Origin of the sequence: Nitriliruptor alkaliphilus DSM 45188, assembly GCF_000969705.1 — a bacterium.
Classification (GTDB): domain Bacteria; phylum Actinomycetota; class Nitriliruptoria; order Nitriliruptorales; family Nitriliruptoraceae; genus Nitriliruptor; species Nitriliruptor alkaliphilus.
On record NZ_KQ033901.1, the window covers coordinates 1,943,987 to 1,957,779 of the forward strand.

Below are 13,793 nucleotides of genomic sequence, written 5' to 3' on the forward strand. Positions count from 1 at the left end.
TGAGACACCGTCGCGAGTCGTGGAGGGTGTGGCCGTTCCCGGGAGGGCTACGGTCGCGCCGGCGCCGGCCGGACGCCGCCGCGGGTCTGGGAGGTCAGGGCGTGCTGAAGGTGCGGGTGCCACCGGGACTGATCCACGGTGAGGTCGAGCAGGGGTACGGGCCGGTCGCCGACGCGTTCCGTGCCAACTTCACCGAGCGTGGCGAGATCGGCGCCGCCGTCGCCGTCTACCGCGACGGGGAGAAGGTGGTGGACCTGTGGGGCGGCTACCGCGACGGTGCGCAGCGCCTGCCGTGGGAGCGGGACACGCTGGTCAACGTGTTCTCCACGACCAAGGGTGTCGCGTCGATGGCGATCGCCGTCGCCCACTCGCGCGGCCTGCTCGACTACGACGAAGAGGTCGCCACCTACTGGCCGGAGTTCGCCGCCAACGGCAAGCAGCACGTCACGGTCCGCCAGCTGCTGTCGCACCAGGCCGGGTTGGCAGCCATCGATCGGCCGCTGGACCTCGACACGCTCGCCGATCTCGACCTGCTCGCTGACGCGCTGGCCGAGCAGGCGCCCGCGTGGGAGCCGGGTACCCGGCACGGCTACCACGGCGTCACGCTCGGCTGGTACGAGGGTGAGCTGCTCCGGCGGGTCGATCCCTCCGGTCGCAGCCTCGGCCGGTTCTTCGCCGACGAGATCGCCGCCCCGCTCGGGATCGAGTTCCACCTCGGCGTGCCCGACGACCTCGACGCGTCACGGTTCGCGACGGTCCACGGCTACCACCCGGCCGAGATGCTGCTCCACCTGCACGAGCTGCCCCCGAGGTTCGTGTTGGCCTTCCTCAACCCGAAGAGCCTCACCGGCCGGTCGTTCGGCAACCCCAAGCTGCTCGGCGTGATCGGCAACTACAACCGCCCCGACGTCAGGCGCCTGGAGATCCCCGCGGCCAACGGCCACGGCCACGCGCGCGCCGTGGCCGCCGCGTACGGGGCGATGGCGACCGGCGGGGACCGGCTCGGGCTCACCCCGGCGACGATCGCGGCGCTGACCGAACCCGCTCGCCCGCCGACCGAGGGCCTGCGCGACCAGGTGCTGCACGTCGACACCGTCTTCTCGCTCGGCTACATGAAGCCGTTCCCGCGGCTGCGGTTCGGGACCTCCGCCGGTCAGGCGTTCGGTACACCTGGCGCGGGCGGGTCGTTCGGGTTCGCCGATCCGGATGCGGGGATCGGGTTCGCCTACGTGATGAACCGCTCCGGCTTCCGCCTGTGGGACGATCCGCGCGAGGTCGCGCTCCGGCAGGCCCTCTACCGCGGCGTCCTGGGTGATGCCCCCCAGGTCCTGGATGCCGATCGCGCCTGATCGGGCGCGAGAAGGTCACCGAGCTCTGGGAGGCCCGGCGGCCTCCCCTTCGAGTTCCCCACGATGTCGCTGGGCGAGACGCTCGTGCGCCCCACCGCCATGCTGTACCGGGACGACGGTGTCGTGCTGCTCGCCGGCTGCGACAAGACCACGCCCGCACAGCTGATGGGGGCGGTCTCCGTCGACGTGCCCTGTCGGAGGTGCTGGGTTCCCAGCCCCTGCACGGTGCCGCGATCCGAGGACGAACTCACTTGCACCTGACTGTCCGGTCAGTCATACTGTGGGCACGCCGTTTGGAGGAGCGTTCGTGGGAACTCAGGCCGGGTTGTCGGAGGAGCAGGTGCGCGAGCGCATCCTGCAAGGCCGTCTCATCGAGGGGCCGGAGTACGCGTCCGAGGACTACCTGAAGGCGCTGTCGCGCACGCTGATCGTCTCGGCGGACACCGAGCTGATCTCCGCGCCGTCCTACCTGCGCGCGGCGATGCACGCGCCGAACACCAGCGCGTACATGTCGGTCCTGAGCATCGTGCAGGACGAGGTGGGGCACGCCCACATCGCCTACCGGATGCTCCGGGACCTCGGTGTCGACGTGGACGAGTTGGTCTACGGGCGTCAGCCGCACGAGTACAAGCACCCCTACGCGTTCGACGTCCCGCTCGATTCGTGGAGCGACATGATCGTCGCGAACGCGTTCTACGACCGGGCGGGGTTCACCCTCCTCGGCGACGTGTTCCAGCACACCACCTACGCCCCGTGGAAGCGGGCGCTGGTGAAGGTGGACCGCGAGGAGACCTTCCACCTGCGCCACGGTGAGCGTTGGATCGCGAAGCTGTCGCGCGACGAGGACGCCCGCCGTGCCATCCAGGCGTCGATCGACTGGATGTTCATCCTCACCCTCGAGTGGTTCGGGCTCCCCGACGACCTCAAGCGACACCACGACCAGGTCGGCTACCAACTGAAGGGGCAGACCAACGACGAGCTGCGTCAGACCTGGATGCGAGCGGTCGTGCCGTTCTGTGAGGAGCACGGCTACCAGGTGCCGGCGCACCACGACGAGGAGACCGACTCCTACGTCATCGACTGCGCCTTCCCGATGGCGTTCGACGCCGAGACCAAGACGTGGGACCACGCCAAGGGGCAGATCGGCTGGGACGAGGTCATGGAGCGCTGGCGGGCCCGTGGGCCGAGCAACGTCGAGTTCGTCCGCAGCATCCAGCGGGGCTACAAGCAACTGCAGGAGCAGCACGCATGACCCCCGAACCGCGCGGCAACAACGACGGGTCGGTCGAACCAGGTCGCCTCTGGGGCGCACTGTCGGCCGTGGAGGACCCCGAGCTGCCCATCTCGTTGGTCGACCTCGGCCTCGTCCGCGAGCTCGAGGTCCACGATGGGCACGTCAGGATCGGGCTGACCTACACCTCCCTGGCCTGCCCGTGCGTCGAGATCATCAAGGACGACGTCCGCGACGCGATCGCAGCGCTGCCGGAGGTGCGTTCGGTCCAGATCGATGATGTGCTCGAGGCCTGGTCACGCGACGACGTCTCGCCGGCTGGTCTCGAAGCGCTACGGGTCGTCGCCGTCCTCTGAACGAGGTCGCCGACGGGAGAGGGAACGTTCGTGAGCAAGCTCGAACCGGATCGCGCCTACGAGGTCTTCGCGCGCCACGACCGCGAGCCGGAGCTACGCCACATCGGGCAGGTCCGCGCCGACGGTGACCGTGACGCGGTCGTCTTCGCCTACACGCTCTACGACGAGCGGAGGTGGCAGGACATGTTCGTCGTCCCGACCGAGGCACTGCACCAGCTGGTGCGCCCCGCCTGACGCTGAGGAGCCCGAGGTGCCGACCTTCCACCTGTACACCCGCACCGAGTACGCCGAGCCGCTCGAACGGCTGGCCACGTTCGACGCGCCGCGAGCCCCGTCGCTCGAGGACCTCCCCGTCGACCGCTCCGAGGGCTGGCTGGAGGTGGTGCTCGTCCCGGACGACGCGATCACGTGGGTGCTCCGCGACGCCGATCTCGTCACCCACGTCGAGGCGCCGGAGGTGGTGGAATGACCGAGGTGCAGATGATGGACCGCGACACCGCCGATGCGCTGGCCAACCTGCTCGTGGTGGTGGGCGACAACACGCACTGGATGGCGCGTTGGTTGTCCGAGTGGGCGGTGGGTGCCCCCGGGTTGGAGAGCGCCGTCGCCGCGGCCGCGATCGCTCAGGGACACTTCGGGCAGGCGCGTGCCCTGTTCCCCTTCGTGGAGCAGTACCTCGCCGATCACCACGTCGAGGGCCCCGAGGAGCGGGAGCGTCGCTACAACGTGGCCGCGTTGGACGAGTCGTCCGGCTCGTGGGCACAGGCGGTGGTCACCCTCTTCCTGGTCGACAACGGCCTGAACGTGGTGCTGCGTTCGTTGCAGGAGACCCAGCCGGAGCTCGAGCGACGGATCGGGCGGGTGCTCGACGAGTCGCGCTTCTACCGTGATTTCGCGGCCGGGCGGCTCGCCGACCTCACACGCAACTGGGAGCACGGCCGCAGCCAGATCGAGCCGCACCTGGTCCCCGTCCTCACCGAGATGCTGTGCTGGTTCGGCCCTCCGGGGGAGGAGGGCGTCGAGCACCTCGTGGCCCAGGGGGTGCTGACCCTCGACAACGACGGGATGCGTCAAGCCTTCCTCGACGACGTCGCGCCCACGCTCCTCGACCTCGGTTACGACCTGCCCGTCGAGGGCCACCCGGGCGCCTGGACCTGGAGGACCCTGCCGTGGGATCGCTGGAACAGCCTGCAACGCCGCCTGGAGACGACGGCGTCGTGACCTGCCCGTGGTGCGGTTCGTCCGCCGTCGAGCAGGTGCGTGACTTCGGGTCCCTGCTGATGACCTCGCAGTGGTTCTGCGCGTCCTGCTCGAGCCCGTTCGAACGGATCAAGCAGCGGGGGAGCGACGGGGACCTCCCGGCGTGAGCGGCGCGGTCCGCGTGCAGGACGAGGCAGGCGTGCGTCTGCTCACGCTCGACCGTCCGCAGACACGCAACGCCATCGACGTGGCGACGCAGGGCGAACTGCGTGAACGGCTGGTCGCGGCCGCGCTCGACGCCGACGTCCGGGCCATCGTGCTGACGGGCCAGGACCCGGCCTTCTCGGCGGGCGGCGACCTGTCGCGCTTCGGCGATGACGTCGACCCGACCGCGTTCCGCTTCGCCAGCCACGAACTGACCGCGACGATCGGGCTGGTCGAACGCATCGAGAAGCCGGTGCTCGCCGCGATCAACGGGGTTGCCACCGGCGCCGGCGCCCAACTGGCGCTCGCGTGTGACGTCCGGATCGCGTCCGAGCGGGCACGGTTCCTCCACCGCGAGTCGTTCCTGGGGTTGCTGCCGGCGCACGGTGGCATCGTCCGCCTGGTCCACCTCATCGGGCTGGCTCGGGCGCGCGACGTCGTGCTCGGGGGCGAGGACTTGGACGCCGAGGCGGCGCTGCGCGCCGGGTTGGTCAGCGAGCTCGTGGCCCACGACGACCTCCTCCCCCGCACGTTGGAGCGGGCACGGTCCATCCTCGAGCGCAGCCCCGACGCGTACGCGGCCGCCAAGCGCGTCCTGAACCTCGCGCCGGCGCTCGACCTGCACGCAGGGATGGCCGTCGAGACCCTGGGGCAGAGCCTGCTCGTGACCACCGACGAGCACCTCCGCCGGCTCGGATCGGCACGCCGACGACAGGCGGGTGGGTGACGGAGCAGGCCACCGACCGCATCCGGATGTTGGAGCTGGCTGACGGCTCGCTCGAGTACGAGGAGTGGGCGGCGACGAGCGTCGGAGCCGACCACCCACCCCTCGTCCTCCTCCACGAAGGGCTCGGTGCCCGGGCGCTGTGGCGCGGGTTCCCCGCTGCGCTCCACGCGGCGACCGGACGACGGATGCTGGTGTACTCCCGGCACGGGTACGGCCGGTCAGCGGTCGTCAGCCGACCTCGTCGCGTCGACTACATGCACCGCGAAGCCGACGTGGTGCTGCCCGAGCTGCTCGACCGGCTCGGGTACGACCGTCCCGTCCTGGTCGGGCACAGCGACGGCGCCTCCATCGCGCTGCTGCACGCCGGGCGCGCCGAACGGGGTGTGGACCGCCTGGTCCTCCTCGCACCGCACGTGATCGTCGAGGACGAGTCCATCGCCGGCATCGAGGCCGCCCGAGAGGCCTACCGCACCACCGCGCTGCCGCAGCGGATGGCTCGCCACCACCGCGACGCCGACACGACGTTCTGGGGGTGGAACGACATCTGGCTCGATCCCGCGTTCCGTTCGTGGGACATCACGGGCCGCCTGCCTCGCATCGACGTGCCGGTGCTCGTCGTGCAGGGGGTCGACGATGAGTACGGCACCCCGCGGCAGCTCGAGCTGATCGAGCGTGGGATCGCAGGTCCGTTCACGGGTGTGCTGCTCGACGGATGTCGGCACGCGCCGCACCTCGACCAGCCGGAGGCGACGCTCGAGGCCGTCGTCGGCTTCCTGGCCGAGGGCCGTGCTCAGGCGCCGAGCAGCCGGACCAGCGAGCCGTAGCACTCGTCTCGGTACCGGCTGTGCGAGCCGCGCCAGTCGTCCTCCTGCATCCACTGCAGGAACGTGCCCTCGATCTGAGCCCGCATGGCGCGGGCAGCCGCGTCGACGTCGTCGACGTGGAACTCGCTCTCGTCCACCCCTCGGCTGATGACCTCGGCGTACAGGTCGTTGATGACGGTGCGCAGCAGTTCGGGCAGCTCGGAGTAGACCGCGACACGAACGGCGTGCTCGATGAGGTCGAGGTAGAAGAGGTTGAAGTCGCGGTTGAGCTCCGGGTCGACGAAGACGGCCTCGACGAGCGAGCGCAACGCCGCCCGCGCGTCCTCGGCGTCGGCGGTGCCCCTCCGGATGCGGTCGGCGGTGCGTTGCAGGGCCCACCGCATCGTGGCGAGCAGCAGGTTGTCCTTCGTCTTGAAGTGGTAGAGGAGCAGCCCTTTGGAGACCCCGGCCTCCTCGGCGATGTCCTGCAACGACAGTCGGTGGCTCCCACGGTGCGCCATGACCCGGTAGGTGGACCGGATGAGTTCGACGACGCGAGGTGACAGCTCGTCGTCCTGTGACGTGGGCGTGGCGGCCGCGTCAGCCATCGGTCGGTGCTCCTTCCGGGCGTGGGCTGCCGCTCGGGGCTCCGGGCAGCAGCGGGAAGGGTAGGGGACGGCGCCGCGTTCCTAGCGTCCCTGGTACTCGGGTGACCGCTTCTCGAGGAACGCGGCCATGCCCTCCGCGCCGTCCTCGGAGCCGAAGAGGGGCGCGAGCTCGTCGAGTTCGATCTGCAGCCCCTCGGCGAGGGGGCGGTCGACCCCCCGGTGCACGGCCCGCTTGGTGGCGGCGATGGCGAGGGGTGCGCCCCGCGCGATGGTGCTCGCGACCTCGCGGACGTGGTCGGTCAGCTCCTCGGCCGGTACCAACCGATCCACCATGCCGAGCCGTGCCGCCTCGTCGGGCGTCACGCTCGTGCCGGTGGTCATCAGCAGCAGCGCTCGACCGCGACCGATGAGGCGCGGGAGACGCTGGGTGCCGCCGGTGCCCGGCAGGAGTCCGAGCGTCACCTCCGGCAGCCCGATCCGGTAGCGGCCCTCCGCGGCGATCCGGACGTCGCAGGCGAGCGCGATCTCGTAGCCGCCGCCGAGCGCGTGCCCGTTGATGGCCGCGATCGTGAGCTTGTCGATCGCACCGAACCGGTCGAAGACCCGGTGGGCGAGCCGCACCATGTCGTTGTTGGTGTCGGCGTCGCTCTCGGCGAAGTTCTTGACGTCGGCGCCGGCGGAGAAGAACTTCTCGCTCGAGCTGCGCACGACGATGACGCGGACGTCGTCGTCCGAGTCGAGCTGGTCGGTCGCCGCACCGAGCTCCTCGATGAAGGTGCGGTCGTAGCTGTTCGCGGGTGGCCGGTCGAGGGTGATGTACCCGATCCGGTCCTCGGTGGTCGCGGTGACGGCCATGGCGGCTCCTCAGGGTCGTTCGTCGGACGGGTCGACGGGCGCGGAACTCAGTGCAGCCCGCCGACGACCACGGACTTGATCTCGACGTACTCCTCGAGCGCCTCGGCGCCGTGCTCGCGACCCACACCGCTCATCTTGGTGCCACCGAAGGGCATCTCGTCGTAGCCGTAGTGCATCTGGTTGACCCAGGTGATACCGGTCTCGAGGCCGTTCATGGCCTTGTCGATGGCGCCCGCGTCCCGGGTCCAGATCGAGGAACCGAGGCCGTACTCGGTGTCGTTGGCCAGCTCGATGGCGTGGTCGACATCGTCCACGCGCCACACCGGTAGGACGGGCCCGAACACCTCCTCGGTGGCCAGGCGGGAGTCGCGCGGCACGTCGACGACGACCGCCGGCTGGAAGAAGTGCCCACCGGACGTGCCGTCGGGGACCCCACCGCCGACCAGCACCTTCGCGCCGCGGTCGACGGCATCGGCGAGCTGATCCTGCAACGTCTGGAGCTGGCGCGCCGTGTGCAGCGGCCCGATCCGGAGCTTGGGCTTCTCCGCCGGCTCGGCGCCGTTGCCCGGCTCGTACCGCTCGACCCGCGACACCATCGTGTCGACGAACCGGTCGTAGACCTCGTCGACGACGAACGCACGCTTCGGAGCCAGGCACATCTGCCCGCAGTTCCAGTAGCGGCCGATCTGGATGGTCTTCACGGCGGCGTCGAGGTCCGCGTCGGCGAGCACGATGCTCGGATCCGACCCGCCGAGCTCGAGGCTGACGCGCTTGAGGTCGCGCCCCGCCAGCTCGGCGATGCGCTGCCCCGTCGAGGTCTGACCGGTGAACGCGACCCGGCGTACGAGCGGGTGGGTCACCAACGCCTCACCGGTCTCGGCGGCACCCGTGACGACGTTCACCACGCCCGCCGGGACGCCGGCCTCGCCGAGGAGTTCCGCGACCCGAAGCGTGGTCAGCGGGGTGGTCTCCGCAGGCTTGGCGACCACGGTGTTGCCGGCGACGAGCGCCGGGCCGAGCTTGTTGGCCAGCAGCGTCAGCGGGAAGTTCCACGGGACGATCGCTCCCACCACCCCGAGCGGACGCCGGATGGTGAGCCCGTACGAGCGGCCGAACTGGCTCGGCAGCTCCTGGTACCCACCCCGGACCTTCGAGGCGAGCTCGCTGTAGAAGTACAACCCGTTGACGAAGTGACCGAACTCACCCTTCGCCTCGAGCGTCGGCTTGCCCTGCTCCTGGACGAGGCTCGCGACGAGCTCCTCGCGGTGCTGGGCCAGCAGGTCGGCGGCTTTCCGCACGATGCCAGCCCGTTTGGTGACGTCCGTCGCCGCCCAACCGGGGAAGGCACGGTGGGCCGCCTGGACCGCGCGGTCGACGTCGTCGGCCGTCGCGTCCTTGACCGTCTCGATCGTCGCGAGGGTCGCGGGGTTCTGGACCTCGCGATCGGCGCCCGTCGCTTCGGCCGCCTCGCCGTCGATCCACAGCTGCGTCGTCACATCGTCCTCCGGGTCGGTCGCACGGGCCGGGAGCCCGCGGCAGGCGGGTGCTGGTGCCACGCAGTGAGCCGTGGCGGACCGGTGACGGAGCCGCCGCCCGCCTGCGTGGGCGCGTGCGTACCCGCTCACCATACCTGACTGACCGGTCAGGCTGTCAAGGGCATGACCGGCTGCCGCGGGTCGTCCGGTGCGCCGGGCGTCGGTGTGCCGGTCGACCTGACTGACTGGTCAGACCGGACGCCGGTCGGCGTCCCTTCGGTTCACTCGGGTGGCGGCGCCGGGGCCCTGCTCGGCGTAGTCTCCGGCGTCCTCGGCCGGGGGCGGGCCCCGGCACGAAACGAAAGAGCCCACGCGGTGCGGCCTCGAAGCCTCGTGATCGACCTGTACGCCAACTACATCCGCTACCGCGGCGGCGTCGCGAGCGTGCAGACGCTGGTGGGCCTGCTGGACCGGTTCGGGGTCGGTGAGGAGACGGCGCGTGTGACGCTGTCCCGGCTCAAGCGACAGGGTTGGTTGGCGACCGAACGCCGGTCACGATCGAGCTGGTACCGGCTCACACCGCTGGGTGTCCAGGAGCTGGACGAGGGCCGCGAGCGCATCTTCACCCGGCATGGGATGGACCCCTGGGACGGTCGCTGGTCGCTGGTGATCTACCAGGTGCCGGAGGCTGAACGGCAGGTCCGCCAGTGGCTGCGGACGCGGCTGCAGTGGCTCGGCTTCGGGCCGCTGGGCCCGGCGACGTGGGTCTCGCCCCACGACCGCCTCCGTGAACTCGAGGAGGCGATGGCGGCGGCCGAGATCGAGGCGCAGGTCGATCTGCTCGACGCCTCGACCGGGAGCCTGGCCCGGGACCGCGAACTCGCCCGGCGGTGCTGGGACCTCGAGGAGGTCGCCGAGGCCTACCAGCGGTTCGTCACGCGTTACCAGCCCCGCATCGAGCGCTACGAGGCGGGCGAGTTCGAGGGCGCCGAGGCGCTGATCGAGCACATCGAACTCGTCGCGGCGTACCGCAAGTTCCCCTTCTCCGACCCCGATCTGCCGCGGGAGCTGTTGCCGACCGACTGGATCGGCACGACCGCACACACCACCTTCCTGCAGGGGTACGAGCTGCTGAAGGGGGCCGCCATGGCGTACTACGACGAGGTCGCCGATCCGGCGCCCGCGGCGGTGGCCAGGGTGCCGCTGCCGGGGGAAGGACGTTCGGGTCTCTCCTGAACGTTGACATGACGGTCGTGGTCTGCGACGTTATGTCACATCGTCGGGGCCGGCCCGAGGATCGGACCCTTGGGAGGTGGGCGTCGTGCGCATCGCCTGCATCGGTGGTGGACCGGGTGGGCTGTTCCTCAGCGCACTCGTCCGCCGGGAACTGCCCGACGCCGAGGTCGTCGTCTTCGAGCGCAACCGCGCCGAGGACGCCTTCGGCTTCGGGGTGGTCTTCTCCAACGCCACGCTCGGGGGGATCGACGCCGCCGATCCGGTGCTCCGTGACGCCCTGCTCGACCACGGCCGTCACTGGGACGAGATCGAGGTGCGCGTCCACGGCACTCGGCTGCGTTGTGGCGGCAACGGCATGGCCTCGATCGTGCGCTCAACGCTCCTGCGGTTGTTGCAGGAGCGCGCTCGGGTGGCCGGGGTCGACCTCCGGTTCGAGACCGAGGTGCGCGACCTCGCGGAGCTCGAGGGCTTCGACCTCGTCGTCGCGGCCGATGGGGCGAACAGCCGGTTCCGCGAGCAGGCCTCCGAGGTCTTCGCGCCGTCGGTGGACGTCGCCAGCGCGAAGTTCATCTGGCTCGGCACCACCTACCCCTACGACGGCCTGACCTTCGTGCACGAAGCCGGCCCGCACGGGGTCTTCGCCGCTCACGCCTACCCGATCGGTGCCGGGGTGAGCACGTTCATCGTCGAGACCGACGAGGCCACGTGGCGGCGCGCGGGGCTCGACGCATTCGACGTCGACCAGCCGCCGGGACCGAGCGACGACGCCACGATCGCCTACCTGCAGGCGCTGTTCGCCGATCAGCTCGACGGGCACGAGCTGATCGGCAACAACTCCCGGTGGGGCAACTTCCGCACGCTCCGCACCGCCCGCTGGTCGCACGGCAACCTGGTGCTGCTCGGCGATGCCGCCCACACCGCCCACTTCTCGGTCGGGTCGGGCACCAAGATGGCCATGGAGGACGCCGTCGTGCTCGCCCGCGCGCTCGGCGAGCACCGGGGCGACGTTCCGTCGGCCTTGGAGCGCTACGAGGCGGTCCGCCGGCCCGCGGTCGAGAAGGTCCAGGGTGCGTCGGTGCCGAGCCTGTCGTGGTGGGAGCACTTCGGCCGCTACCACGACGCGCTCGATGCGCCGCAGTTCGTCTTCCACTTCCTGTCCCGGAGCATCCCGCGCTCGAAGCTGCAGCGGCGCGACCCCGACTTCGTCGCCGCCGTCGACCGTTGGTGGCTCGGCGTCCACGGCACCCCACCGCTGTCGACGCCGCTCGAGACCGGCGCGGGGACGCTCCCCGTCCGGGTGCTGCAGCTCATCGAGGACGGGAGGGGGCACCGGCTGGTGGTGGATGGCGCCGAGGTGGAGCTCACGCCGGCCGCCGAGGCCGCCGAGGGCGCCGCGGGGCTCGTCGAGGTGACCGGTGACCGGGAGGCCGACGGGGCGACGCTCGAGGGGCTGGTCCGGCGCCAGCCGGCGTTGCTCGTGCTCACCGGGGGGAGCGACCTCGACCGCACCCTGCTGAGCGAGCGGGCACGCATGGCGCACGGTGTCCCCACCGTCCTCGTCGGGGACCACGACGACGACGCCGCCACGACGCTGGTGCTCTCGGGCCGTGCCGACGCGGTCGCCCGGCCGGCCACCCTCGCTCCCGGGACCGGGAGCGTGCGATGAGCGGGGGTCTCGACGCCCTGTTCCGTCCGCGCGCCGCTGCCGTCGTGGGTGCGTCCAGCGACCCCGGGAAGCTCGGGTCGGTCATGGCCGCGGCCCTCGGCGCCGGCGAGCTGCCCGTGGTCGGGGTCAACGCGCGGCGGCCCGCGCCTGAGATCGGGCTGTACGGGAGCGTCGTGGACGCGGCGACGGCGCTGGACGGCCCGTTGGACCTCGTGGTGTCGTGCGTGCCGGCCGCCGCGACCGCGCAGGTCGTGGAGGATGCCGCGGCGGCGGGAGCGGGCGCGGTCCTCGTCTGCGCCGGTGGCTTCGCGGAGATCGGGCCCGAGGGCGGGGAGGTCCAGCGCACGCTCGTGCGGGTGCTGGACCGCACCGGGATCCGGCTGCTCGGCCCGAACACCTCCGGGTTCTTCGCGCCGGGACGGCGGTTGACCGCCTCGTTCGTCCCGGGTGCTCGAGACCTCCCCGCCGGTGGGGTGGCGCTGGTCGCCACGAGCGGTGGGGTCAACCACGCGCTCGCGTTCGGGCTCGCCCAGCGCGGGCTGGGGATCCACCTCGGCGTGGGGCTCGGAGCGGCGATCGACGTCACGCAGGCCGACGTCCTCGAGCACCTCGCGGACGATGACGAGGTGACCGCGGTCGCCCTGCACGTCGAGGCCGTCCAGGACGGCCGGAGGCTCGTCGACCGCGTCCGTGACCTGGTGCCGCGCGTCCCGGTCGTCGCGGTGGTCCTCGGTCGTGCCGACGTCGGCGACTTCGCTCGGTCCCACACCGGCGCGCTCGCGACGTCCTGGCGCACGACCCGGGCCGCACTGATGCAGGCAGGTGCCGTGGTGGTCGACGACGACCGGGCTCTGCTGGACGCGCTCGCGGTCCTCGCACGCCGTCGGCTGCCGGCCCGTGCGCGGCCGGGCATCGGTGTCGTCACGGCCCAGGCCGGGCCCGGGCTCCTGCTCGCCGACGGGGCACGGTCTGCCGGCGTCGCGCTCCCCGAGCTCGCGCCGTCCACCCTCGCGACGCTCGGCGAGCTGCTGCCGCCGCTGACCTACCAGCGCAACCCGGTCGACACCGGCCGACCCGGCCCGTCGTTCGGGCGGGTCATCGACGCTGTCGGTGCGGACGACGCGGTGGACGGTGTGGCCGTCTACGCCCTGATCGAACCTGGCGCGCTCGACCTGGCCGCGGTCCTGCGTGAGGTACCGGGCGGTCTGCCGGTGGTGGTCGGCACGACCGGACCCGGCGGGTCCGTCGAGGAGCTGCGACGGTCGTGCGGGGACGCTGGTCCGGTGATCGCGGAGACGTCGGCCGAGCTGGTCGCGGCCGTCCGAGCGTGGGACGCCGACAGCCGGGCACGCGCCAGGCTCGCTGACGGCACGCAGCAGGGCACGACCGTCGCGCCGCTGGACCTCCCGGACGTACCCGACGAGCACGAGGCGAAGACCCTGCTGTCGGCGTTCGTGACGGTCCCCGAGGGGCAGGTCTGCGAGGACCGCGAGCAGGCCCACCGTGCCCTCGCCCGGTTCGGACGGGTCGTCGTCAAGCTGCTCGACCCCGAGGTGGTGCACAAGACCGACGTCGGTGGCGTCGTGGTCGGCGTCACCACGCCCGAGGAGCTCGACACGGCGTGGGACCGGATGGTGACCCTGCACGCGCCTCGGGTGCTCGTCGAGCGCCAGGCGCCGGACGGCCCGGAGCTGCTGCTCGGTCTCCGACGCGATCCGGTGTTCGGCCCGGTGGTGGTGCTCGGCCTCGGCGGGACCGCGGTCGAGGCGCTCGACCAGGTCGCCCTCGGGCTTGCACCCCTCGGCGCCGCCGATGCGGCCGCCCTCGTGTCGGCGCTGCCGGGACGGTCGCTCCTCGAGGGCTGGCGCGGCGGGCCGCGACGTCGGGACGGCGACCTCGAGTCGTTGCTCGTCGACCTCTCCGCTGCGTTCGCCGCCACCGAGGACGTCGAGGAGCTGGAGATCAACCCGCTGCGGCTGCTGCCGGACGGATCGTTGGTCGCACTCGACGCCGTCCTCGTCACCCGGTCGACCGCGGTGCAGCCCCGGTAGCTGACGGCCTTCCCGCCGAGCACGTGCGATGC

15 protein-coding genes and 1 pseudogene are annotated in these 13,793 nt (G+C 71.6%); 13 read left to right on the top strand and 3 right to left on the bottom strand.

All coding sequences use genetic code 11. The features are described 5' to 3' along the window. Nucleotides 1-101: 101 nt before the first annotated feature. The 10 genes and pseudogenes from NITAL_RS09165 to NITAL_RS09205 all read left to right on the top strand — a co-directional run bounded on the left by NITAL_RS09165 (nucleotide 102) and on the right by NITAL_RS09205 (nucleotide 5,891). On the top strand, nucleotides 102-1,349 hold the full coding sequence (locus NITAL_RS09165) for a serine hydrolase domain-containing protein (protein WP_052665967.1): 1,248 nt from the start codon (nucleotides 102-104) through the stop codon (nucleotides 1,347-1,349). A 36-nt stretch (nucleotides 1,350-1,385) separates the two neighbouring features. Continuing rightward, a pseudogene (locus tag NITAL_RS29390) lies at nucleotides 1,386-1,541 on the top strand (dihydroxy-acid dehydratase domain-containing protein); the annotation flags it as partial. 115 nt (nucleotides 1,542-1,656) lie between these two features. After that, nucleotides 1,657-2,601 carry a Phenylacetic acid catabolic protein gene (locus tag NITAL_RS09175; protein WP_211262304.1) on the top strand — a complete coding sequence of 315 codons (945 nt, stop codon included), beginning with the start codon at nucleotides 1,657-1,659 and terminating at the stop codon, nucleotides 2,599-2,601. Beyond that, nucleotides 2,598-2,936, top strand: coding sequence for a metal-sulfur cluster assembly factor (locus tag NITAL_RS09180; protein WP_052665970.1), 339 nt, complete (start codon nucleotides 2,598-2,600; stop codon nucleotides 2,934-2,936). Before NITAL_RS09175 ends, NITAL_RS09180 begins: the two co-directional genes overlap by 4 nt. A 30-nt stretch (nucleotides 2,937-2,966) precedes the next feature. After that, entirely contained in the window at nucleotides 2,967-3,170 is a 204-nt protein-coding gene (locus NITAL_RS09185; RefSeq protein WP_052665971.1) for a hypothetical protein, read from the top strand. A 16-nt stretch (nucleotides 3,171-3,186) separates the two neighbouring features. Next, nucleotides 3,187-3,405 (top strand): hypothetical protein, encoded by a 219-nt coding sequence (locus tag NITAL_RS09190; protein WP_052665972.1) that lies wholly within the window; start codon nucleotides 3,187-3,189, stop codon nucleotides 3,403-3,405. Beyond that, nucleotides 3,402-4,157, top strand: coding sequence for a Phenylacetic acid catabolic protein (locus NITAL_RS09195; protein WP_052665973.1), 756 nt, complete (start codon nucleotides 3,402-3,404; stop codon nucleotides 4,155-4,157). The genes NITAL_RS09190 and NITAL_RS09195 overlap by 4 nt, the downstream gene beginning before the upstream one ends. Further along, a complete protein-coding gene (locus tag NITAL_RS29580) occupies nucleotides 4,154-4,303 on the top strand; it encodes a PaaD-like zinc ribbon domain-containing protein (RefSeq protein ID WP_169786798.1) in 150 nt (49 codons plus the stop codon). The genes NITAL_RS09195 and NITAL_RS29580 overlap by 4 nt, the downstream gene beginning before the upstream one ends. Beyond that, nucleotides 4,300-5,067 carry an enoyl-CoA hydratase/isomerase family protein gene (locus tag NITAL_RS09200; RefSeq protein WP_052665974.1) on the top strand — a complete coding sequence of 256 codons (768 nt, stop codon included), beginning with the start codon at nucleotides 4,300-4,302 and terminating at the stop codon, nucleotides 5,065-5,067. Before NITAL_RS29580 ends, NITAL_RS09200 begins: the two co-directional genes overlap by 4 nt. Next, nucleotides 5,064-5,891 (top strand): alpha/beta fold hydrolase, encoded by an 828-nt coding sequence (locus tag NITAL_RS09205; protein WP_052665975.1) that lies wholly within the window; start codon nucleotides 5,064-5,066, stop codon nucleotides 5,889-5,891. The genes NITAL_RS09200 and NITAL_RS09205 overlap by 4 nt, the downstream gene beginning before the upstream one ends. Here NITAL_RS09205 and NITAL_RS09210 read toward each other — a convergent pair. The 3 genes from NITAL_RS09210 to NITAL_RS09220 form a co-directional block, all read right to left on the bottom strand. Then, nucleotides 5,858-6,478, bottom strand: a complete 621-nt coding sequence (locus NITAL_RS09210) for a TetR/AcrR family transcriptional regulator (RefSeq protein ID WP_052665976.1) — start codon at nucleotides 6,476-6,478, stop codon at nucleotides 5,858-5,860. The genes NITAL_RS09205 and NITAL_RS09210 overlap by 34 nt on opposite strands. 81 nt (nucleotides 6,479-6,559) lie before the next feature. Further along, nucleotides 6,560-7,333, bottom strand: coding sequence for an enoyl-CoA hydratase/isomerase family protein (locus NITAL_RS09215; RefSeq protein ID WP_052665977.1), 774 nt, complete (start codon nucleotides 7,331-7,333; stop codon nucleotides 6,560-6,562). Nucleotides 7,334-7,380: 47 nt separating this feature from the next. Further along, nucleotides 7,381-8,829 (bottom strand): aldehyde dehydrogenase family protein, encoded by a 1,449-nt coding sequence (locus NITAL_RS09220; RefSeq protein ID WP_211262305.1) that lies wholly within the window; start codon nucleotides 8,827-8,829, stop codon nucleotides 7,381-7,383. Between the two features lie 354 nt (nucleotides 8,830-9,183). Between NITAL_RS09220 and NITAL_RS09225 the strand changes: the two genes are divergently transcribed. From NITAL_RS09225 to NITAL_RS09235, 3 genes are all read left to right on the top strand, one after another. Continuing rightward, a complete protein-coding gene (locus NITAL_RS09225) occupies nucleotides 9,184-10,044 on the top strand; it encodes a PaaX family transcriptional regulator C-terminal domain-containing protein (protein WP_083441389.1) in 861 nt (286 codons plus the stop codon). An 85-nt stretch (nucleotides 10,045-10,129) separates the two neighbouring features. Further along, entirely contained in the window at nucleotides 10,130-11,710 is a 1,581-nt protein-coding gene (locus NITAL_RS09230) for an FAD-dependent monooxygenase (RefSeq protein ID WP_052669547.1), read from the top strand. After that, complete coding sequence (locus NITAL_RS09235; protein WP_052665979.1) at nucleotides 11,707-13,761, top strand: acetate--CoA ligase family protein; 2,055 nt, start codon at nucleotides 11,707-11,709, stop codon at nucleotides 13,759-13,761. The genes NITAL_RS09230 and NITAL_RS09235 overlap by 4 nt, the downstream gene beginning before the upstream one ends. Nucleotides 13,762-13,793: the final 32 nt, after the last annotated feature.